Below are 21288 nucleotides of genomic sequence, written 5' to 3'. Positions count from 1 at the left end.
GCGGGATCGGCGGGTTCGGTGATGCGGCGGGTTCGGCGGGGCGGCGGCTCGGGTAGGGGCGGTGCCGACTGCCGGCTCCCGGCATTGACCCGGCGCCGGCTCGGATGTTAGACAGCGTTGAGCGATATACGCAATGGGTGTTGCATATGCTGCAACGATTCCTTCGATCGAGGAGGCCCCCTTGGCCGCCGACCGTCCTGTGGCCGGACTTGCCGACGAGCTGGTCGACCACCGCTTCAAGGCGCTCCCGCCCGACGCGGAGGGCCTGACCGTCGGCGCCCTCGCCGCCGAGCGACGCAATCTCTTCACGGGCGGTTTCACCACCCCGGTGCTCGCCCTGTCCGCCGAGTCGGTCGAGCACAATCTCGCCCTTCTGGAGACGTACGCGGAGCGCCACGGGCTCGCCTTCGCCCCGCACGGCAAGACCTCCATGTCACCGCAGCTCTTCGCCCGCCAGCTGGAGTACGGCGCCTGGGGCATCACCGCGGCCGTGCCGCACCAGGCGCGGGTCTACCGGGCGTACGGAATCCGGCGGATCTTCCTGGCCAATGAGCTCGTCGACGCGGTGGCCCTGCGCTGGCTCGCCGGTGAGCTGGACTCGGACCCGGAATTCCGCTTCATCTGTTACGTCGACTCGGTGCGCGGCGTGGAGCTGATGGACCAGGCGCTGCGGGCGGCGGGCGCCTCCCGGCCCGTGGACGTCGTCGTCGAGCTGGGCGCGGGCGAGGGTGCGCGTACGGGGGTCCGTACCGAGGCCGAGTGCGCGGCGGTCGCCGATGCGGTGGCCGCGGCCTCGACGCTGCGGCTGGTGGGCGTGGCCGGTTACGAGGGCGAGGTGCCGGACGCGTCCGGCGAGCGGGTACGGGAGTGGCTGCGCCGGCTCGTCGCGCTGGCCGTCGGCTTCGACCGGGCGGGCCGGTTCGCGGAGTCGGCGGCCGACGAGGGGATCGTGATCAGCGCGGGCGGCAGCGCGTGGTTCGACGCGGTGGCGGACGTGTTCGCCCAGATCCCGGAACTCTCCGGTCCGGTGCTCAAGCTGCTGCGCTCGGGGGCGTACGTCTCGCACGACGACGGCCACTACCGCCACCTCACCCCGTTCAACCGCGTCCCGGAGGAGGGGGCCCTGCAGCCCGCCTTCCGGCTCTGGGCCCAGGTCGTCTCCCGGCCCTCCCCCGAGCAGGCGTTCCTCAACGCGGGCAAGCGGGATGCGGCGTACGACCTCGACCTCCCGCAGGCGCAGGTCGTACGGTCCGGCCGCGACGGCTCGGTCCGGCCCGCGACGGGTGTCGCGGTCAGCGGTCTGTCGGACCAGCACACGTGGGTGCGTACGGAGCCGGGAGCGGAGCTGGAGGTGGGTGACTGGGTGGGGATGGGTCTGTCGCACCCGTGCACGAGCTTCGACAAGTGGCAGCTGATTCCGCTGGTGGAGGCGGACGGCACGGTGACGGATTACATCCGCACGTTCTTCTGACCTCTGCCCGCCCCTCCCTGTAACCGGGGGCTCCGCCCCCGGACCCCCGGACCTCGATCGCCAAAGGGGCTTGATCCTGGCGAAAGGCGGCCCACCCCATGGACCTGGTCATCCGTAACGCACATGTCGTCGACGGCACCGGCACCCCCGCCCACCGCGCGGACGTGGCCATCGGCGACGGCCGGATCACCGAGGTCCACCCCGAACACGCCCCCGGCCCGCGCCCCACCGCCCGCCGCACCCTCGACGCCGACGGACTCGCGCTCTCCCCCGGCTTCATCGACATGCACGCGCACAGCGATCTCGCGCTGCTCCGCGACCCCGACCACAGCGCCAAGGCCGCGCAGGGCGTCACCCTCGAAGTCCTCGGCCAGGACGGCCTGTCGTACGCCCCGGTCGACGACCGCACGCTCGCCGAGGTACGGAAGACGATCAGCGGCTGGAACGGCGACGGTTCGGACCTCGACTTCGACTGGCGCACGGTCGGCGAGTACCTGGACCGCCTGGACCGCAACTTCGACGGCCGGGGCATCGCGGTCAACGCCGCCTACCTCATCCCGCAGGGCACGGTCCGGATGTACGCGATGGGCTGGGAGGACCGCCCGGCCACCGACGCCGAGCTGACCCGGATGAAGGAGCTCGTCGCCCAGGGCATGGCGGACGGCGCGGTCGGCATGTCCTCCGGTCTCACGTACACACCCGGCATGTACGCGAACGACGCCGAACTCACCGAACTGTGCCGGGTGGTGGCCGGGTACGGCGGCTACTACTGCCCGCACCACCGCTCCTACGGGGCGGGCGCACTCGGCGCGTACGAGGAGATGGTGCAGCTCACCAGGAACGCGGGCTGCGCCCTCCACCTCGCCCACGCCACCATGAACTTCGGCGTGAACAAGGGCAAGGCACCGGACCTCCTCGCCCTGCTCGACGACGCCCTCGACGCGGGCGCGGACATCTCCCTCGACACCTACCCGTACGCGCCGGGCTGCACGACCCTCGCCGCGATGCTGCCGAGCTGGGCGAGCGAGGGCGGACCCGAGTCGGTCCTCACCCGTCTCGCGGACGACAGGGCGGCGGAGCGGATCCGGCACCACATGGAGGTGCTGGGCTCGGACGGCTGCCACGGTGTGCCGATCGAGTGGGACACGATCGAGATCTCGGGCGTCAGCGTCCCCGGCCTCGCCGGCCATGTCGGCCGTACGGTGGCCGAGTCCGCCCGCCTGCGCGGCGAGGCCCCCTGGGTGACCGCACGCCGGCTGCTCATCGAGGACCGGCTCGGCTCCACGATCCTCCAGCACGTGGGCCACGAGGAGAACGTCCAGCAGATCATGCGCCACCGTGTGCACACCGGCGGCAGCGACGGCATCCTTCAGGGCGACAAGCCGCACCCGCGCGCGTACGGCACGTTCCCGCAGTATCTCGGCCGGTACGTAAGGGAGTTGGGCATCCTGTCACTGGAGGAGTGCGTCGCCCACCTCACCTCCCGCCCGGCGAAGCGACTGCGTCTGACCGACCGGGGACACATACGCGAGGGCTACCGCGCGGACCTGGTCCTCTTCGACCCGGCGACGGTGGCGGCGGGCTCGACGTTCGAGGAACCGCGTACGCTGCCGACCGGCATTCCGCATGTGCTGATCGACGGCCGCTTCGTCATCGAGGACGGCCGCCGGACCCAGGTGCTGGCGGGCCGGGCCGTACGGGGAGAGGGACGCACCCAGGGCCTATGAGGTCTCCGGGCCCTCGGCCGCACGCTCCTTCGCCCAGGCCAGGTCCTCCTCGGTCGGGGCGTCGTCCTGGGTGAGGCTCGCCCGCCAGTAGCCGCTGAACTCCACAGCGGCCCTGGGCAGTCCGCGCTCCTCGACCAGGTGGCGGCGCAGGGCCCGCACCGCCCCGGCCTCGCCGGCCAGCCATGCCGCACCGGACCCGGCGGGCAGTTCGGCGCCCCTCACCGCGTCCGTCAACGTCTCACCCCGGTCCCGGTGCACCCAGTGGACGGTCACCTCGCCGGGCGAGTCGAACACCTGCTCCTCCGCCTTGTCGGCCACCTCGGCGTACACCACCGCCCGCGCCCCGGCCGGGAGGGACTCCAGGAGCGTCCCGATCGCCGGGAGCGCCGTCTCGTCCCCGGCCAGCAGCAGCCAGTCGGCGGCGGGCAGCGGCCGGGCGTACATCGACGACGGGCCGACCATGCCGAGGACATCCCCGGGGCGCGCGTCCCGGCCCCAGCGGGCGGCGGGTCCTTCGTCGCCATGGAGCACGAAGTCGACGGCCATCAGGCCGAGCCGCCGGTCGTACGCGCGAACCGTGAAGCTCCGCATCAGCGGACGTTCGGGCTCGGGGATCGCGAGGTACGCCTCGTACCACCGCATGCCGTACGTGTCGTCGGCGTCCGGCTCCGGCAGCCGGGGCACCTCCTGCCCCTCCCTCGGGAGGCAGAGCTTCATCTGCTGGTCGGGCCGGTCCTCCATGAGCTCCGCCAGTGCGTTCCCGGCGAAGGTGATGCGTGCCGTGCGCGGGGTGATCCGCTCCACGCCCACAACCCGTACATACGACACGGGCAATGCCTGCCCCATCGCGGCACCCACTCTCTGCGACTGATAGTTTATGCCGTAAGGAATTACCTCGGCGAAGTTACTTTATGGCGTAAGGAGTCGCAAGTGGTGGTCTTTGCCGGACAGGGCGACGCCCGCCGTTCGATGTCCCTGCTGTGGCGCGCCGAGCAGCCGGCGCAGCCGCGCCGCGGCCCCGGGCCGGGCCCCAGGCCGGGGCTGAGCGTGGACGCGATCGTGACCGCCGCGATCGCCGTCGCCGACGAGGACGGCATGGCCGCGCTCTCGATGCGCGCGGTGGGCGAGCGGCTGGGCCGTACGGCGATGGCGCTCTACACCTACGTCCCCAGCAAGAGCGAGCTGCTGGACCTGATGTATGACGCCGTCCACGCCGAGCTGCCCACCCAGTACTCAGGCACCGACAACTGGCGTGCGGGACTGACCGATTGGGCGCGGGACACGCTCGCGTTCCTCCTCCGCCACCCCTGGGTGCTCCAGGTCTCCCAGGCCCGCCCGGTCCTCGGCCCGCACGAGTACACCGGCCTGGACACGCTCGTACGCCTGCTGAGCGGAACCGGGCTCGACGCCTCGCTCCTGCGGCGGCTGGTGGGCACACTGACCCACTTCGTCCGCGGCTGCGCCGGGACGGTCGCCGAGGCGCGGCAGGCCGCCGCGGTGACGGGCGAGTCGGACGAGGAGTGGTGGTTCGCCCGCTCGGCGCTGCTGGGCGAGGCGGCACCCGACTTCGCCGACCGCTATCCGAGCCTGAGCGCGATGGAGAGCGAGGGCACCCCGCAGCAGCCGCCCTCCGCCCCCGGCGAGGAGGCGATGCCGTATCTGGAACGCGAGGCGCGGGAGACGTTCGCCGTCGGACTCGATGTGCTGCTCGACGGGATCGAGGCGGCGATCCGGCGTACGGGCGCTCCGTGAGCCCACGAGCGCGCGCCGCCGCCGCGGTGCCCGGTCGGCATCGCGGCGGCGGCGTGGCTCACGAACTCACGGCTTGGGCAGGGCACACCCCGGCCGGCTGAGGTCGAACTTGTTGCCGGCACCGATGCACGGCACGATGCCGTAGGTCTCCTGGGCGTAGTTGATGCCCTGACGCACCGTCACATTGCCGCTCTCGTCGACCTCGCACGGGTTGTTGTCCGTGCACTGCTGCCCGTCCTCGTTGCCGGTGTTGTTGACGGCGACGACCTTGCCGGTCGCGTTGTCGATCACCGGGGAGCCGGACGTACCGCCGATGGTCTGGCAGGCGGAGGTGTAGCGGACCGAGTCCTTCCAGGTCCACTCGCCCTCCTTGAGGCGGTAGACGAAACCGTCCACATTGCAGGCGTACGTGCGCTTCCAGTAGCCGGAGACCACCGTGATCGCGGTGCCCTGGACCGGGTGCGCGGTGTTGAGTTCCAGCGCCTTGATGCCGTAGGTGCTCTCGATCTGGGCATAGGTGCGGGTGAGTTGGTACACCGATATGTCGGTGTCGGTCATCGTCCCGTACGCGATCTTGCTCGCCCGCAGGGTGCCGACCCCGCTGCCCGAGGCGTTCAGCAGGGTGAAGCTCCGGGTGGACGGCTGGTTGAACACGACCTCGCCCGGTCCCGGAAATCCCGACTCCATGCAGTGCCCGTTGGAGAGCACGAGCGCGGGGTCGGAGGGCTGGGAGTCGGGCGTACGGACGACGGAGCCGGAACAGTTGCTGAGCGCGACGGTCCCGGCGAAGTTCACCGCCTTGGGCGCGAGTTTCGTCTTGACGGTGCCGGTCGCTGCCGCGTCGTGGCCGGCGGCCGCGGTCGCGGGTGCGATTCCCGCCCCGAGCAGCAGAACGGTGAAAAGCGCGCCGACGAGAGGCTTCTTCATGTGGGGGTCCCCTCCAGTGACCTGTGCAGGGCCCGAATGGCCCCTGCGACCGAAGTTCCTTCGGTTTTGACATGCGCATGTTGGCGCACGGCAGGGGCCCCCACAAGGGGCGGTTTCAAGCCGTCGGGTCTCAGGCCGTTCGGTCTCGAGCCGTCCGGACCGAGCCCCCGGTCTCAGGCCGTGGTCCGCTCCACCGGGATCCAGAGCTCCGCCTCGGCCTGTCCGGCGTCCTGCGACACCCGGGTGCGCAGGATCTCGGGACCGGGCCTGCTCCGGTACGGATTTGACGGGAACCACTGGGTGAACACATCCCGCCACAGGTACTGAAGTGCCTGCGGGAAGGGCCCGGAGTTCTCGAAGACGGCCCAGGTGCCCGCCGGGACCACCAGTGCGTCCAGGTCCTCGGGCGCGGCCCCACCGGTCACCACGGCGTGGTAATAGTCGAGTTCGGTCCCCTCCGCCCGGCTGTCGGCGAGGTTGTCGCTCACCGAGACGATTCCCTCCGGCTCCTGGTCGGACAGTTCCGCGATGCGCCGCACCGTCTCCTGTCCGATGCCCCGGATGAACTCGGCGATGGCCGGATTCACCCCCTCGTGCACGAGCGGAACCCGCGCCTTCTTCCCGACCACACGGAACTCCTCCTTCTCCACGATCCGGTACCGCATGCTGCTGCTCCCTTCGACCACGAGGTGGAAGGACATCCGGGGCTGGGACCGCAGAGCCGCACCGGTCCGTCTGGCCTCGCCGGGGCCGACGCCGTGCATGGCCCGGAACGCCCGCGCGAACGCCTCCCCCGAGGTGTAGCCGTAGCGCACCGCGATCTCCAGCAGCGTCCGCTCCCCTGCCAGCACCTCGGCACCCGCGAGCGTCAGCCGCCGGCGCCGGATGTATTCCGACAGGGGCATCCCGGCCAACGCCGAGAACATCCGCCGGAAGTGGTACTCCGACGTCAGCGCGATCCGCGCCGGCTCGGCCGCCTCGATCCGCTGATCGAGGCGGCACTCGATGTGCTCCATGGCCTGGTTCAGCCGCTCCAGCACCCCGGACTCCTTCCCTTACGAGCACTCACGTTAGGAAGCACGCACCCCGGCGGACCCGATATTCCGTGCCCGGATCGGTCGGGTCGGGTGCGGCGGTGCGCCGAAGCGCGCGAGGCAGTGCCAGACCATCTTGAGCGACTGCGGCTCGTACCGGCCGGTGCGGGCCGCGTCGCCGATGATGCGGGGGTCGAGCAGGCCGCCCTGTGCGATCTCGGCGCCGAGATCGACGGACTCCGCACCCCGGTAGTCGGAGTGAAGCCGCAACTGCTCCACGGTCAGCCGGAATCCGGCGTGCCACTCCGTACGGCAGGGGAGCCGGCGGGCCGCCTCCTCGACGGGTGTGGACCGGTAGCCGGGGTCCAGCACCAACGCTTCGACATGGCGGTCGAGGAGGACCGGGCCATGGATCTGCGCCTCGATGTAGTCGTCGATCGCGTCCCGGTCGTCGGCCTCGGCCAGCTCGATGAGGTGCGTACCGGACGCCACGCCGAAGTCCGTCGGCTCGGCAGCGCTGTCCGGGTAGCAGAACGTGGCACGCGGGAGGGTGTCCGCGGTCAGCCGGAAGTGCGAGGACCCGAACCTCGGCGCCGCACCGACGGCTCTGCGACGGAAGTTCAACGCCCCGTACACCGGCCGCTGTTCGGCGGGCGCGTCGTCATACGCACCGTCGAAGATCCGGCTCTCCCAGCGCCACCGGTCACCACCCGGATGCGCGGTCAGGCCGCCGTTGCCGGTGCCGGTGACGAACTGCGAACGGTAAACACCGTCCTCGGCCAGCCGGACCAGGATCGGCCGGCCGCCCGCCATCCGGTCGGGATGGAAGTTCAGCGTCAGGGGCAGGGTGGGGTCGAGCGGCCTGCCCGCGGACCGGGACCCGACATGGCTCAGGGCCCGCGCCTGCGGCGACGGGTACGGGGCTGCGTTCACCGGCGCAGTGTGCCGGAGCGCGGTTCGCCGCCGCACCCGGTTTGCGTCCGGCCGCCGGTGTCAGGCCTTGTCCGCCCGGGCCGACGTTCGGGTCCGCCGCTCGCAGGAGTCCTCCGCCACCGCTTGCAGCACCAGTACCGAAAGGTCGTCCTCGACCGGCCCCACCCCGAAGTCGTGCGCCGCGCGCCGCACATGCTCCGCAAGTGCCTTCGCGCCCAGCCCCATACCCTGCCGGAGCACATCGGCCAGACCGTCGTTGTCGTCCAACTGCCAGTTGCCACAGCGGCGTTCGGTAACGCCGTCGGTCACACACAACAGTGTCTCGCCGGGCGCGAGCTGGAAGGTGCCGGCCCGGAATTCGGCGCCCTCATCGATGCCGAGCAGCATCTGGGGTTCGGAGGCCGGTTCCACCCTGCCGTCGGCGAACAGATGCAGCGGCGGGGGATGACCTGCGCTGGCGACCGTGCAGCGGGCTCCGGCCACGCCCGGGTCGACCGTCAGCTCCCCGTACAGCAGGCTCAGGAAGCGGGAGCCCGTCTGCTCGGCGCCGAGCGCGAATGCCTCGGCGCTGTCTTCCGCCATGGCGACGTTCAGCCGGCCGAGCACCGACTCCACGCCATGGCCCTCGCGCGCCAGCAGCCTCACCAGGTGCCGGGCCAGGCCGGTGACGGACATCGCCTCCGGGTCCTTTCCCTGCACGTCCCCGAGCAGGAAGCACCAGTGGTCCTCGCCCATCGGGAAGATGTCGTAGAAGTCGCCGCCGACGGTCTGGCCCTCGCCGTGCGGCTCGTAGACGATCGCCGTGTCGACGCCGGCGATCGTGGCCAGCGTGGCCGGCAGCTGCCTGCGCTGGAGCGCGGCGCTGATCCTGCGCTGCCGGGTGTACTGGCGGGCGGTGAACACGGCCTGCGCGACCCTGCGGGCCACGTCCTGCACCATCCGCACCACGGTGTCGGTCATCTGCGGCTGCCCGGCCCGGCCGAGCAGCAGTACGCCCTGGTCGATGTCGCGGACGACAAGCGGGAAGGCGAACGCCGACCCGCCCGCGCGGTCGGCGCCGGCACTCTCCGGCCACGGCCAGGGCGTACCCCCGCTGCGGAGCGCGGCAGGCGGCGGAATCCGTTCCAGTTCCTCGCGCAGCGGAGCGATGCGCTGCTCGTCGGCGTGCCAGACCCGGGAGAGTTGCAGGCCCCTCCCCGGCGCGCTGAGCCAGATGCCGCACCAGTCCGCGAGCCGGGGTACGAGCATCTGGGCCGCGAGCGCGGTGACCATGGCCTCGTCGAGCTGGCCCGCCAGGAGTTCGCTGGTCTCGGCGAGGAACGACGGGCCGCCGCGGTCGGCCCACCCGGGGGCGTATCCGTGGGCTTGCGCCGAATGTACGGGGGGCGCTGCGTCACGGGACCGTGCGTCGCTGCCGGGCTCGGTGGTACCGGGCCCGGAGGAGGCCGCATCTGTCGCAGGTGTCTCTCTCCCCGCGACCTCCAGCCGGAACCAGACCCTCTTCTCCGCCCGCCGGTAGGTCACACCCCAGGACTCCGAGAGCGCGTTCACCAGCTGGAGGCCGTAGCCGGGCTCACCGTGCCGGGTGTCCACCCCGCCGCGTACCCCTCTGGAGGGGTGACGGTCCACGACCTCCACGACGACGCCCACCCGGGTGGCCGGGTTCCGCTCCACGCGGCAGACCACGTCGATATCGGTGCCGGCGTACATGACGGCATTGGTGACCAGTTCACTGACGAGCAGGACGGCGTCGTCGACGAGCTCCTCGATCTCCTCGGGGCCCCGCGCCGGAGCAGGGGCCGTGCCCGCATCGGTGGCCGACGCCTCTCCCCCGTCCCCGTCCGCGAGCGTCGCCATCCACCCCTCGAGCGCCGCACACACGAATTCCCGCGCCCGGGCGGCCGCCAGCTGGTTCGCCGGCAGCCCCTTCCTGGACACGGACTGGCTCGCGTGTACGGACAACGGGATCACCGTTCCTCCCGTATGCACCAAATACGCACGAGAAAGAGTACTTTCGTGCGTTTTATACTATGACAAGCGCGACCAATGAACCTCTGGTGAGCACCAATGGATCTTGGGCGGAGGGTGTTTCCATGGCACTGGCCCCGACCCGGCCCGGCACGGAGCAAGACGGACAGTGGGTTCGTACGAGCGATCTGCGCCCGCTGCTCGCCGCGATGAAGGCCCTGTGCGACGGTGATTTCACGGCACGAGTGGAGGACTCGGAGGAACGGGGCGGAGCTACCCTGCCCGACGGGGTGCCGGCCGAAATGGCCGGGGTGTTCCAGCAGATCGTTGCGCGGAACGCGCATCTCGCCTCGGAGCTCCAGCGGGTACGCCACGAGATCATCCGACAGGGACGGCTGGACGAGCGGATCTCGGCGAGTCCCGGCTCGGGGACCTGGACGACGAACATCGAGGCCGCCAATACGGTGCTCGAAGCGCTGGTGGTGCCCGTCGCCAAGGCCACCCGGGTGCTCGACGCCGTCGCGGACGGCGATCTGACCCAGCACGTCGATCTGCATGACGGGAGCCGCCAGCTCCGCGGCGACCTGCGACGCCTGGGCATCGGTGTGAACCGCATGGTGGACCAGCTCTCCCTCTTCACCGGTGAGGTGACCCGGGTCGCCCGCGAGGTCGGCACCGAGGGTCGTCTCGGCGGCCGGGCGAAGGCGCAGGGGCTGTCGGGCGACTGGCTCCATGTGACCGAGGCGGTCAATACGATGGCGTCCCGGCTGACGGCGCAGGTGCGGGACATCGCGGTCGTGACGACGGCGGTGGCCGGCGGCGACCTGACGCAGCAGGTGACGGTCGAAGCCACCGGCGAGCTGCTGGAGCTGAAGCTCACGGTCAACACCATGGTCGACCAGCTGCGGGCGTTCGCCGACGAGGTGACCAGGGTCGCCCGTGAGGTCGGCACCGAGGGCCAGCTCGGCGGCCGCGCCCAGGTCAGGGGTGTGTCCGGCGTCTGGAAGGACCTCACCGACAACGTCAACTTCATGGCGTCCAACCTGACGTCCCAGGTCCGCAACATCGCCCAGGTGACGACCGCCGTCGCCAACGGCGACCTCAGTCAGAAGATCACCGTTGACGCGCGGGGCGAGATCCTGCAGCTGAAGTCGACGATCAACACCATGGTCGACCAGCTCTCCGCCTTCGCCGACGAGGTCACCCGCGTCGCCCGCGAGGTCGGCACCGAGGGCCAGCTCGGCGGCCGCGCCCACGTCAGGGGCGTGTCCGGCGTCTGGAAGGACCTCACCGACAACGTCAACTTCATGGCCGACAACCTCACGTCCCAGGTCCGCAACATCGCCCAGGTCGCCACCGCGGTCGCGGAGGGCGACCTCGGCAAGACGATCACCGTGGAGGCCAAGGGGGAGATCCTGGAGCTGAAGTCGACGATCAACACCATGGTCGACCAGCTCTCCGCCTTCGCCGACGAGGTCACCCGCGTCGCCCGCGAGGTCGGCACCGAGGGCAACCTGGGCGGTCAGGCGCAGGTCAGGGGCGCTTCCGGGGTCTGGAAGGACCTCACCGACAACGTCAACCGCATGGCGCTCAATCTGACCTCCCAGGTCCGCAACATCGCCCAGGTGACCACCGCCGTCGCCAACGGCGACCTGTCGAAGAAGATCGACGTCGACGCGCGCGGCGAGATCCTGGAGCTGAAGGACACCGTCAACACGATGGTCCAGCAGCTGCGGGCGTTCGCGGACGAGGTGACCAGGGTGGCCCGCGAAGTCGGTACCGAGGGGCGACTCGGCGGCCAGGCCCAGGTCCACGGCGTCTCGGGAGTCTGGAAGAACCTCACCGACAACGTCAACTTCATGGCCGACAACCTCACCTCCCAGGTCCGCAACATCGCCCAGGTCGCCACCGCGGTCGCCGAGGGCGACCTGTCGAAGAAGATCGACGTGGACGCGCGCGGCGAGATCCTGGAACTCAAGTCCACGATCAACACGATGGTCGACACGCTCTCCGCGTTCGCCTCCGAGGTGACACGAGTGGCCCGCGAGGTGGGCAGCGAGGGGCAGCTGGGCGGCCAGGCCCGGGTGGAGGGCGTCTACGGGACATGGAAGGGCCTGACCACCAGCGTCAATGAGCTGGCACTGAACCTGACCACCCAGGTGCGCGCGATCGCCGAGGTCGCCAGCGCCGTCACGCAGGGCGACATGTCCGGCTCCATCTCGGTGGAGGCCCAGGGCGAGGTCGCCGCCCTGAAGAACAACATCAACCTCATGGTGGCGAACCTCCGTGAGACCACCCGCGCCAAGGACTGGCTGGAGTCCAACCTGACGCGTATCGCCGGACTCATGCAGGGCCACCGCGACCTGGTCGAGGTCGCCGACCTGATCCTGCGCGAACTGACCCCTCTGGTGAACGCCCAGTACGGCGCGTTCTTCCTGGCCGAGGCGGGTGCGGCACCCGGCGAGGACCTCGAGCTCCTGGCCGGTTACGGCACCGGACAGCCCGAAGGCCGTCGCCGGCGTACCCGGATGAGCCTCGACGCCCCGGGCTGGGGTCTGATCACCCAGGCCGCCACGGAGAAGCGGCGGATCCTCATCGAGGCGGTTCCCACGGAATACATCACCATCAGTTCCGGCCTCGGCGCCGCGCCCCCGGCCAGCGTCGTCATCCTGCCGATCCTCTTCGAGGACCGGGTGCTCGGAGTCATCGAACTGGCCTCGTTCAGCCGCTTCAGCGAGGTCCACCTCGCCTTTGTCGACCAGTTCGTGAACACCATCGGTGTCTCCATCAACACCATCATCGCCAACTCCCGTACCGAGTCGCTCCTTTCGGAATCCCAGCGCCTCACCGCCGAACTGCGCAAGCGCTCCGACGAGTTGCAGCTCACCAATGCCGAGCTGGAGGAGAAGGCGGCGCTGCTGGCCACGTCCTCCCAGTACAAGTCGGAATTCCTGGCAAACATGTCGCACGAGTTGCGCACCCCGCTCAACTCGCTCCTCGTGCTGTCGCGGCTGCTCGCCGACAACCCCGACGGCCACCTCTCCCCGCAGGAGGTGGAGTTCGCGGTCACCATCCACCGGGCGGGCTCCGACCTGTTGCAACTGATCAACGACATCCTCGATCTGTCGAAGATCGAAGCAGGCCGGATGGATGTGCATCCCAAGACGCTGCCGCTGATCAAGCTGCTCGACTACGTACGGGCGACGTTCCAGCCGCTCTCCCGGGACCGCGGCCTGTCGTTCGACATCGAGGTCCGCGAGGACGTACCGCGCGAACTCTTCTCCGACGAGCAGCGTCTCCAGCAGATCCTCCGCAACCTCCTCTCCAACGCGATGAAGTTCACCTCGTCCGGCGGAGTGCAACTGCTCGTCGAACGCGCCACGCCCTCGGACTTCGAGGAGGAGACGCTGCGCAACGCCGACGCCGTCATCGCTCTGAGCGTCAAGGACACCGGAATCGGTATCCCGCCGCAGAAGCTCGACGGGATCTTCGAGGCGTTCCAGCAGTCCGACGGCACCACCAACCGCAAATACGGCGGCACCGGGCTCGGCCTCTCCATCAGCCGGGAAATGGCGGGCCTGCTCGGCGGCCGGATCATCGCCGAGAGCGAGCCGGACGTCGGCTCCACCTTCACCCTCTTCGTCCCCGCGCACTACGCAAGTCCGCCCTCCGACGCCGTCCCCGCGGTCGAACCGCGCCCCGCGAGCGGCGCCACCCGAGCCATCGCCGGACCCACCCGCCTGGTAGACCGGCCCGCGGCCCGGCCCGGAGCCGCGCAGGCCGATGCGCTCAGCACCCAGGAGTCCGCGCCCCGCACCGGAACCCGGCCCGACGGCGGCGACGACGGCGACGACGACGTCAGCTGGCCGGAGACGACCCGGCTCAAGGACTGGCTCAGCGGCCGCGCCGCCGGCGTGCTGGCCAACCGTCGCATCCTCATCGTCGACGACGACATCCGGAACGTCTTCGCACTGACGCATGTGCTGGGCCGCGTCGGCATCAGCGTCAAGTACGCGGAGAACGGCCGCGAGGGCCTTGAGGTCCTCGATCGGACACCTGACGTATCACTGGTGCTGATGGACATCATGATGCCCGAAATGGATGGATACGAGATGATCGCGGCGATCCGCCGCACACCTCGTTTCGCGGAACTGCCGGTCATCGCGCTCACCGCGAAGGCCATGCCCGGTGACCGCGAGAAAGCCATCGAGAGCGGCGCGAACGACTACGTCCCCAAGCCGGTGGACGTCGACCGCCTGCTGTCCGTGATCTGCCGGCTCCTCGATCCGCAGTGCACTACGCCGGAGCCGCGGCCCGATCCCTCCGACAACGCCCGCTCCACGGACCGGGACCGGAGCGACACCCTCCCGGACCAGGACGACGACGGCACCCTCACCGACAGGGACGACGACAACGACGCAACAGGGCGGCCATCATGACGGCGACGCGGGAAGCAGCATCGGAGACCTCCAGCATCCTCATCGTCGACGACATGGAGGAGAATCTGGTCGCCCTCGAAGCCGTACTCGGCTCGCTGGCCCGAGTGGTCCGCGCGCAATCGGGCGAGGAAGCTCTCAAGGCGATGCTGCGCCAGGAGTTCGCGGTCGTGCTCATCGACGTGATGATGCCGGGCATGAACGGCTTCGAGACCGCCGCCAACATCAAGGGTCTCGACCAGACGAAGGACGTCCCGATCATCCTTCTGACCGGTGCCGCAGTCGATCCGAACTACGCCTACCGCGGTTATACGGTCGGCGCCGCCGATTTCCTGATCAAGCCGTTCGACCCCTGGCTGCTGCGGACCAAGGTCAACGTCTTCCTCGACCTGTACCGCAAGAATCGCCAACTCATCGACCAAGCCGAGCAGTTGAAGCGCCTCCTGACGGCCGACGGCGGCCACCCCGGGATCCCGCCGGCCGCCCCCGACCCGGCTCGCGCATCCGCCGAGCCGTCGTACGGTACGGACCACACGGATCCTACGGACTCCGCGGAACACCCGGCACCCCCACAAGCGCCCGACCGGCTCGCCGAGGTCGCCGGCCAACTCGCCCAGGCGGAACTCCTGCTACGAGATGCCGACAGCCCCGGCCGGGCGGAACTCGCCGACCGCATCGTCGAACTGGAACAGGCCGTGGAACGGCTGATGGCGGCCCGCCAGACATAGGGACGCGCCCGGACGTGGTTCATCACGGCTGGGGCGACGCCGTGTCCTGAAGGATGTTCTCCCTTCCCCACGCACCGAGCGGCCTCAGCGCCTCGTTGAGTCCGACACCCAGCGGGGTCAGCGAATACTCCACGCGCGGCGGCACCTCCGCATGCACCTCGCGGTGCACGATGCCGTCCTCCTCCAGCTCCCGCAGATGTGACGTGAGCACCTTCTCCGTCACCCCCGGGACCATTCTGCGCAACTCACCGAAGCGGCACACCTGTTCATTGAGCGCCCAGAGGATCAGCACCTTCCACTTGCCGCCGATCACATCCATCGCCGCGTCGATCCCGCAGACGTACGCCCCCGGCCTCCGTACGGTACCCATGGTCCACCCCTCCCACCTGCTCGCTCACCCGGCGGTAACCACCCACTTCGAAGTGCGTACTTGATCGCTTCCGGGCCTGCGACAAGCCTAATCGGCATGACCGACAACGCCATTGAGAAGCCGCCGCTCACTCTCCTCGGGCTCGGTGCCATGGGTACCGCGCTCGCCCGCACCTGGCTCGCCGCCGGGCATCCGCTCACTGTCTGGAACCGCAGCCCCGGCAGGGCCGAGCCGCTCGCCGCCGAAGGGGCGGCCGTCGCCGGGACCGCTACCGAGGCGGTGGCGGCCGGCAGGCTGGTCGTGGTCTGCCTGCTCGACGACGCCTCGGTCGACGAGGCCCTGACCGGCGTCGACCTGGCCGGCAAGGACCTGGTCAACCTCACCACCTCCACCCCCGGCCAGGCCCGCGCCCGCGCCATCCGGGCCCGCGAGCGCGGGGCCCGCTTCGTGGACGGCGGGATCATGGCGGTCCCGCCGATGATCGGCGCCCCTGGCTCCGGCGCCCATGTCTTCTACAGCGGCTCCCGCGCCCTCTTCGACAGCCACCGCGACACCCTGGCCGTACCGGCCGGCACCTCCTACGTCGGCGAGGACGCCGGCTACGCCGCCCTGCACGACGTGGCGCTGCTGAGTGCGATGAACGGCATGTTCGCCGGGGTCTCGCACGCGTTCGCCCTGATCCGCGAGGAGAACATCGAGCCGACGGCCTTCGCCCCGCTGCTCGCCGACTGGCTCGTCGCCATGACGTCCTCCGTGCACACGGCCGCCGCCCAACTCGCCGACGGGGACTACACGCGCGGGGTGGTGTCCAACCTCGCCATGCAGGTCGCGGGCAACGCCACCCTGCTGCGCACGGCCGAAGAACAGGGCGTCAGTGCCGAACTCCTCACTCCTTACCTGACCTTGATGGAACGTCTTCTCGCGGACGGGCGCGGCGACGAGAGCACGACGGGTGTGGTCGACCTGCTGGCACTGTGACCCCACCCGATTGCGTACGGTCGGCGCATGACATCCGACCGCGAAGCCGCCCACGGCCACCGCACCGCCCCCGGCCTCGACCTCGACGCCTATCTCGCCCGCATCGGCTGGACCGGGGAGCGCCGGCCCACCGCGGAGGTACTGCGCTCCGTGCACCGTGCCCACGCACTGGGCATCCCGTTCGAGAACCTGGACCCCGTTCTGGGCCACGCGCCCTCGCTCGCGCTCGCGGACCTGGAGGCGAAGCTCGTACGGGGTGGGCGCGGCGGGTACTGCTACGAGCAGAACACCCTGCTCGTAGCCGCGCTGACCGCGCTCGGGTTCAGGATCACGCTGCTCTGCGCACGGGTCGTGCTGGGGGCCCGGCCCGGAGACGTACGGCCGCGCACCCACATGCTGATGCGCGCCGAGGTGCCGGGCGAGCCGACCCCGTATCTGGCCGATGTCGGCTTCGGCGCCACCGGCTCGCTGCTGGAGCCGATCCCCCTGGTCGCGGACGCGGAGCTGCACGACGCCCCGCGCCGCCACCGGCTCGTGAACACCCCGCACGACGGGCCGCTGGAGCAGTGGGAGCTCCGGGCGCAGACCGCCGACGGGAGGTGGGAGGCCCAGTACACCTTCACGCTGGAACCGTTCGAGGCGCCGGACTACGAGGTCATCAACTGGCACATCGCGACCAACCCGCGCTCCCCGTTCCAGCACCAGGTGTACGTCCAGCGCACCACCCCGGACGCCCACCTGTCCCTCACCGGCCGCACACTCGCGGTCACGGCGAACGACGGCACCCGCGAGGAACGGGAGCTGACGGACGGCGCCGAGGTGCTCCGGGTACTGGCAGCCGACTTCGGCATCCATCTTCCCCGGGACACACGGCTGCCGGATTGACGGGAGGGGGCGCCCCTCTCGCCCCCGGCGCCCGTCACGCCCCGAACACTGCCGCTCACGTGGCGCATCTCACCCGTCCGCGTCCGTCACGCCCCCGTTCCGGCCCAATCCAAGCCCCGACCCGTCCCGGACCGGCGTTCCCACGGTTCGGGGACGGTGGGTGCATGGCTATGGAAGACGAAGCGGGGCGCCGGGGTTACCCGAGTGGGGCAATCGGAGGGGAAAGCCCGGGCGGCGCGTGAAACGCAGTCGTAAGCTCCCAGACATGCAGGTCATCCAGTCCACGAAGCTCGCCAATGTCTGTTACGAGATCCGGGGCCCCGTGCTCGAGGAGGCGATGCGGCTGGAAGCAGCCGGTCACCGCATCCTCAAGCTGAACACCGGCAACCCTGCCGCGTTCGGGTTCGAGTGCCCGCCCGAGATTCTCGAAGACATACTGCGCAACCTCTCCGGGGCGCACGGTTACGGCGATGCGAAGGGGCTGCTGTCCGCGCGTCGGGCGGTGATGCAGCACTACCAGACCCAGGGGATCGACCTCGACGTCGAGGACATCTACCTGGGCAACGGCGTCTCCGAGCTGATCCAGATGTCGATGCAGGCACTCCTGGACGACGGCGACGAGGTCCTCGTACCGGCTCCGGACTATCCGCTGTGGACCGCCTCGGTGTCGCTGGCCGGCGGTACGGCTGTGCACTACCGGTGCGATGAGCAGGCCGACTGGATGCCGGACCTCACCGACATCGAGCGGAAGATCACCGACCGCACCAAGGCGCTCGTGATCATCAACCCGAACAATCCGACGGGTGCGGTGTACGACGACGAGATGCTGCGCGGGCTGACGGAGATCGCCCGGCGCCACAATCTGGTCGTCTGCTCCGACGAGATCTACGACCGGATCCTGTACGACGGAGCGACCCACACTCCGACCGCGACGATCGCGCCCGATCTGATGGTGCTCACCTTCAACGGACTCTCCAAGAACTACCGGGTGGCCGGATACCGCTCGGGGTGGATGGCGGTCTGCGGTCCGAAGGCCCATGCCTCCTCGTACATCGAGGGGCTGACGATCCTCGCCAATATGCGGCTGTGCGCCAATATGCCGTCGCAGCACGCCGTGGCCACCGCGCTCGGCGGGCGGCAGTCGATCAACGATCTGGTGCTGCCGGGCGGGCGGATCCTGGAACAGCGGGATGTCGCGTACGACCTGCTGACCCAGATCCCCGGCGTGACCTGCGTGAAGCCGAAGGGGGCGCTGTACCTCTTCCCGCGCCTCGACCCCAAGGTCTACAAGATCAAGGACGACCGGCAGATGGTCCTCGACCTGCTGCGGGCCGAGAAGATCATGGTCGTGCACGGTACCGGGTTCAACTGGCCGGAGCCCGATCACTTCCGTGTCGTGACGTTGCCCTCGACCGAGGACCTGACGGACGCGGTGACCCGGATCGCGCACTTCCTGGACGGATACGGCCAGCCTTAGCGGGCGGCCGGTCCCCCTCCACCCCTGTATCGATTACAGATAACTTTAGACTAAATCCAATATAGGATGGTTCCACAGCAACATCAGGAGGCCATCCATGTACGAACCGATCCGCACCAAATCGGTCCACACACCGGCCGACCACGCCGACGACTTCCCGCACCGTTCCCGCGAGGAAGAGCTGGACATCCAGCTCGCCGGACACCTGGCCGCACTTCTCGCGGTCACCGACGAGCTGGACCTCGGCGCGGCGGGCGACCGCATCGCCGAGCAGGTGGCCAGGCTGCGCGGCGCGCCGCCCGCCCGGCACGCCGGTCGAACCGATGCTCCCGCACTCGCGCTGCACCGCCGCGCCCATGCCCTCGCGGGCCGCGCACTGGTGGTGGCCGCGTCCCGCGCCGACACGGCCGTCGCGATTCTCGCGGCCGAGCGCATGGACGCCCACACGGCGGCGGTCGCCGCTGCCACCGCCCCCGCCGCCCCCTCGCGACTGGTCGGCGCCCTCTGACGGCCCCGGTCCGCGAAAAAGGGGCGGCCCCCGGAACCGTAAGGGGATTCCGGGGGCCGTACCGCGGCGGGCCATTGACCCCACAGGTCAGGGCGGATGTCCGGAGACCCGGCCGCGGGGTGTGTGGGGGCGCACCCACGCGGGGTGCGCCCGGGGGCATCAGCCCAGGCGCTGGACCAGCGCGCGGTACTCGTCCCACAGCTCCTTCGGCGTGTGGTCGCCGAAGGTGTTGAGGTGCTCGGGGATCAGCCCCGCCTCCTCGCGCCAGACCTCCTTGTCGACGTCGAGCAGGAAGTCCAGGTCGGAGTCGGAGAGGTCCAGGCCATCGGTGTCCAGGGCGCCCTTGGCGGGCAGGATGCCGATCGGCGTCTCGACACCCTCGGCCTTGCCCTCCAGGCGCTTGACGATCCACTTCAGGACGCGGCTGTTCTCGCCGAAGCCGGGCCACACGAACTTGCCCGCGTCGTTCTTGCGGAACCAGTTCACGTAGTAGATCTTCGGGAGCTTCGACTGGTCCGGCTTGTCCGCGCCGACCTTGATCCAGTGGTTCATGTAGTCGCCCATGTTGTAGCCGCAGAACGGCAGCATGGCGAACGGGTCGCGGCGCAGCTCGCCGACCTTGCCCTCGGCGGCGGCGGTCTTCTCGGAGGCGACGTTGGCTCCGAGGAAGACGCCGTGCTGCCAGTTGAAGGACTCGGTGACCAGCGGTACGGCCGACGCGCGGCGTCCACCGAAGAGGATGGCCGAGATCGGCACGCCCTTCGGGTCCTCCCACTCGGGCGCGATGATCGGGCACTGGCCGGCCGGGACGGTGAAGCGGGCGTTGGGGTGGGCGGCGGGCGTCTCGGACGCCGGCGTCCAGTCGTTGCCCTTCCAGTCGGTGAGGTGGGCCGGAGCGGTCTCCGTCATGCCCTCCCACCAGACGTCGCCGTCGTCGGTGAGCGCGACGTTGGTGAAGACGGAGTTGCCCCACATGGTCTTCATGGCGTTGGCGTTGGTGTGCTCGCCGGTGCCGGGCGCGACGCCGAAGAAACCGGCCTCGGGGTTGATCGCGTAGAGGCGGCCGTCCTCACCGAACCGCATCCAGGCGATGTCGTCACCGATGGTCTCGACGGTCCAGCCGGAGATCGTGGGTTCCAGCATGGCGAGGTTGGTCTTGCCGCAGGCGCTCGGGAACGCGGCGGCAACGTACTTCGGCTCACCGTGCGGCGGCGTGAGCTTGAGGATCAGCATGTGCTCGGCGAGCCAGCCCTCGTCGCGCGCCATGACGGAGGCGATGCGCAGCGCGTAGCACTTCTTGCCGAGCAGGGCGTTGCCGCCGTAGCCGGAGCCGTACGACCAGATCTCGCGGTCCTCGGGGAAGTGCGAGATGTACTTGGTGGTGTTGCACGGCCACGGAACGTCTTCCTGGCCCTCCTCCAGGGGCGCGCCCAGCGTGTGGACGGCCTTGACGAAGAAGCCGTCGGTACCGAGCTCGTCGAGGACGGCCTGTCCCATGCGCGTCATGGTGCGCATCGAGACGGCGACGTACGCGGAGTCGGTGATCTCGACACCGATCGCGGAGAGCGGAGAGCCGACGGGGCCCATGCAGAACGGGACGACGTACATCGTGCGACCGCGCATGGAGCCGCGGAAGACACCCTTCTCACCGGTGAAGCTGTTTCCCTCTTCCCCCGTAAAGATGGCCCGCATCTCGGCGGGGGCCTTCCAGTGGTTCGTCGGGCCCGCGTCCTCCTCCTTCTCGGAGCAGATGAAGGTGCGGTCCTCGACGCGCGCGACGTCACTGGGGTCGGACGCGGCGTAGTAGGAGTTCGGGCGCTTGATCTCGTCCAGCTTCGTGAACGTGCCCTTGGCCACGAGCTCCCCGCACAGGCGCTCGTACTCGGCCTCGGAGCCGTCGCACCAGACCACCCGGTCCGGCTCGGTGATGGCTGCGATCTCATTCACCCAGGAAACGAGCTCCTGGTGGTCGGTGGGGGCAGTGAGGGGAGCCGCGATGTCGCGCGCCACGATCGCTCCTTGGTGAGGGTGTCTGTTTGGTAGTCGCCCCGTGGGGGCCGCGACCCGGATGCTTCGTAGCCGCTCATCCGGTGC

The 21288-nt window shown here is 70.0% G+C and carries 16 protein-coding genes; 9 read left to right on the top strand and 7 right to left on the bottom strand.

The annotated features are described in order from the left end of the window. Window positions 1–133 precede the first annotated feature (133 nt). Both ACZ7IB_RS08455 and ACZ7IB_RS08450 read left to right on the top strand, forming a co-directional pair. Window positions 134–1471, top strand: a complete 1338-nt coding sequence (locus ACZ7IB_RS08455) for an alanine racemase (RefSeq protein WP_470910324.1) — start codon at window positions 134–136, stop codon at window positions 1469–1471. Between the two features lie 98 nt (window positions 1472–1569). Then, window positions 1570–3198 carry an N-acyl-D-amino-acid deacylase family protein gene (locus tag ACZ7IB_RS08450; RefSeq protein ID WP_470910322.1) on the top strand — a complete coding sequence of 543 codons (1629 nt, stop codon included), beginning with the start codon at window positions 1570–1572 and terminating at the stop codon, window positions 3196–3198. Here ACZ7IB_RS08450 and ACZ7IB_RS08445 read toward each other — a convergent pair. Continuing rightward, window positions 3193–4044, bottom strand: a complete 852-nt coding sequence (locus tag ACZ7IB_RS08445; RefSeq protein WP_470910320.1) for a siderophore-interacting protein — start codon at window positions 4042–4044, stop codon at window positions 3193–3195. The genes ACZ7IB_RS08450 and ACZ7IB_RS08445 overlap by 6 nt on opposite strands. A gap of 84 nt (window positions 4045–4128) precedes the next feature. Between ACZ7IB_RS08445 and ACZ7IB_RS08440 the strand changes: the two genes are divergently transcribed. Continuing rightward, window positions 4129–4950, top strand: coding sequence for a TetR/AcrR family transcriptional regulator (locus tag ACZ7IB_RS08440; RefSeq protein WP_470910316.1), 822 nt, complete (start codon window positions 4129–4131; stop codon window positions 4948–4950). A gap of 66 nt (window positions 4951–5016) precedes the next feature. Here ACZ7IB_RS08440 and ACZ7IB_RS08435 read toward each other — a convergent pair whose 3' ends face one another. From ACZ7IB_RS08435 to ACZ7IB_RS08420, 4 genes are all read right to left on the bottom strand, one after another. Next, on the bottom strand, window positions 5017–5877 hold the full coding sequence (locus tag ACZ7IB_RS08435; RefSeq protein WP_470910313.1) for a S1 family peptidase: 861 nt from the start codon (window positions 5875–5877) through the stop codon (window positions 5017–5019). Window positions 5878–6050: 173 nt separating this feature from the next. Further along, the gene (locus ACZ7IB_RS08430) at window positions 6051–6917 is read right to left on the bottom strand and encodes an AraC family transcriptional regulator (RefSeq protein ID WP_470910311.1); all 867 of its coding nucleotides are present in this window, start codon (window positions 6915–6917) and stop codon (window positions 6051–6053) included. Window positions 6918–6947: 30 nt separating this feature from the next. Beyond that, window positions 6948–7844: a DUF3626 domain-containing protein gene (locus ACZ7IB_RS08425; RefSeq protein ID WP_470910307.1), complete on the bottom strand. Its 897-nt coding sequence runs from the start codon at window positions 7842–7844 to the stop codon at window positions 6948–6950. A gap of 60 nt (window positions 7845–7904) precedes the next feature. Continuing rightward, entirely contained in the window at window positions 7905–9815 is a 1911-nt protein-coding gene (locus tag ACZ7IB_RS08420; protein ID WP_470910303.1) for a SpoIIE family protein phosphatase, read from the bottom strand. Window positions 9816–9937: 122 nt separating this feature from the next. Here ACZ7IB_RS08420 and ACZ7IB_RS08415 point away from each other — a divergent pair, with 122 nt between their 5' ends. Together ACZ7IB_RS08415 and ACZ7IB_RS08410 are read left to right on the top strand one after the other, a co-directional pair. Next, the gene (locus ACZ7IB_RS08415; RefSeq protein WP_470910299.1) at window positions 9938–14251 is read left to right on the top strand and encodes a HAMP domain-containing protein; all 4314 of its coding nucleotides are present in this window, start codon (window positions 9938–9940) and stop codon (window positions 14249–14251) included. Continuing rightward, on the top strand, window positions 14248–14976 hold the full coding sequence (locus tag ACZ7IB_RS08410; RefSeq protein ID WP_470910296.1) for a response regulator: 729 nt from the start codon (window positions 14248–14250) through the stop codon (window positions 14974–14976). The genes ACZ7IB_RS08415 and ACZ7IB_RS08410 overlap by 4 nt, the downstream gene beginning before the upstream one ends. 22 nt (window positions 14977–14998) lie before the next feature. Here the strand turns inward: ACZ7IB_RS08410 and ACZ7IB_RS08405 are convergent, their stop codons facing one another. Beyond that, the gene (locus ACZ7IB_RS08405; RefSeq protein WP_470910292.1) at window positions 14999–15346 is read right to left on the bottom strand and encodes a winged helix-turn-helix transcriptional regulator; all 348 of its coding nucleotides are present in this window, start codon (window positions 15344–15346) and stop codon (window positions 14999–15001) included. 96 nt (window positions 15347–15442) lie between these two features. Here ACZ7IB_RS08405 and ACZ7IB_RS08400 point away from each other — a divergent pair, with 96 nt between their 5' ends. The 4 genes from ACZ7IB_RS08400 to ACZ7IB_RS08385 all read left to right on the top strand — a co-directional run bounded on the left by ACZ7IB_RS08400 (window position 15443) and on the right by ACZ7IB_RS08385 (window position 19194). Continuing rightward, a complete protein-coding gene (locus ACZ7IB_RS08400) occupies window positions 15443–16324 on the top strand; it encodes an NAD(P)-dependent oxidoreductase (protein ID WP_470910289.1) in 882 nt (293 codons plus the stop codon). A gap of 27 nt (window positions 16325–16351) precedes the next feature. Further along, window positions 16352–17209, top strand: coding sequence for an arylamine N-acetyltransferase family protein (locus ACZ7IB_RS08395; RefSeq protein ID WP_470910287.1), 858 nt, complete (start codon window positions 16352–16354; stop codon window positions 17207–17209). Between the two features lie 265 nt (window positions 17210–17474). After that, window positions 17475–18686: a pyridoxal phosphate-dependent aminotransferase gene (locus tag ACZ7IB_RS08390; protein ID WP_470910284.1), complete on the top strand. Its 1212-nt coding sequence runs from the start codon at window positions 17475–17477 to the stop codon at window positions 18684–18686. Between the two features lie 97 nt (window positions 18687–18783). After that, window positions 18784–19194, top strand: a complete 411-nt coding sequence (locus ACZ7IB_RS08385; protein WP_327273271.1) for an SCO4983 family protein — start codon at window positions 18784–18786, stop codon at window positions 19192–19194. Between the two features lie 159 nt (window positions 19195–19353). On the opposite strand, the gene ACZ7IB_RS08380 is transcribed toward ACZ7IB_RS08385, so the two are convergent. Then, window positions 19354–21204 carry a phosphoenolpyruvate carboxykinase (GTP) gene (locus ACZ7IB_RS08380; RefSeq protein ID WP_470910280.1) on the bottom strand — a complete coding sequence of 617 codons (1851 nt, stop codon included), beginning with the start codon at window positions 21202–21204 and terminating at the stop codon, window positions 19354–19356. Between the last annotated feature and the right edge of the window lie 84 nt (window positions 21205–21288).

The sequence above is a fragment of the Streptomyces sp. NPDC037301 genome, from assembly GCF_055602785.1.
Note: the sequence above shows the minus strand (reverse complement) of the source record. Positions and strands in the feature narration are given on the sequence as shown.

Coding starts and splice junctions, on each gene's coding strand:
- ACZ7IB_RS08445 (WP_470910320.1), bottom strand. CDS start 4,044: ATGGGGCAGGCATTGCCCGTGTCGTATGTACGGGTTGTGGGCGTGGAG.
- ACZ7IB_RS08390 (WP_470910284.1), top strand. CDS start 17,475: ATGCAGGTCATCCAGTCCACGAAGCTCGCCAATGTCTGTTACGAGATC.
- ACZ7IB_RS08400 (WP_470910289.1), top strand. CDS start 15,443: ATGACCGACAACGCCATTGAGAAGCCGCCGCTCACTCTCCTCGGGCTC.
- ACZ7IB_RS08450 (WP_470910322.1), top strand. CDS start 1,570: ATGGACCTGGTCATCCGTAACGCACATGTCGTCGACGGCACCGGCACC.
- ACZ7IB_RS08385 (WP_327273271.1), top strand. CDS start 18,784: ATGTACGAACCGATCCGCACCAAATCGGTCCACACACCGGCCGACCAC.
- ACZ7IB_RS08435 (WP_470910313.1), bottom strand. CDS start 5,877: ATGAAGAAGCCTCTCGTCGGCGCGCTTTTCACCGTTCTGCTGCTCGGG.
- ACZ7IB_RS08405 (WP_470910292.1), bottom strand. CDS start 15,346: ATGGGTACCGTACGGAGGCCGGGGGCGTACGTCTGCGGGATCGACGCG.
- ACZ7IB_RS08415 (WP_470910299.1), top strand. CDS start 9,938: ATGGCACTGGCCCCGACCCGGCCCGGCACGGAGCAAGACGGACAGTGG.
- ACZ7IB_RS08455 (WP_470910324.1), top strand. CDS start 134: ATGGGTGTTGCATATGCTGCAACGATTCCTTCGATCGAGGAGGCCCCC.
- ACZ7IB_RS08410 (WP_470910296.1), top strand. CDS start 14,248: ATGACGGCGACGCGGGAAGCAGCATCGGAGACCTCCAGCATCCTCATC.
- ACZ7IB_RS08395 (WP_470910287.1), top strand. CDS start 16,352: ATGACATCCGACCGCGAAGCCGCCCACGGCCACCGCACCGCCCCCGGC.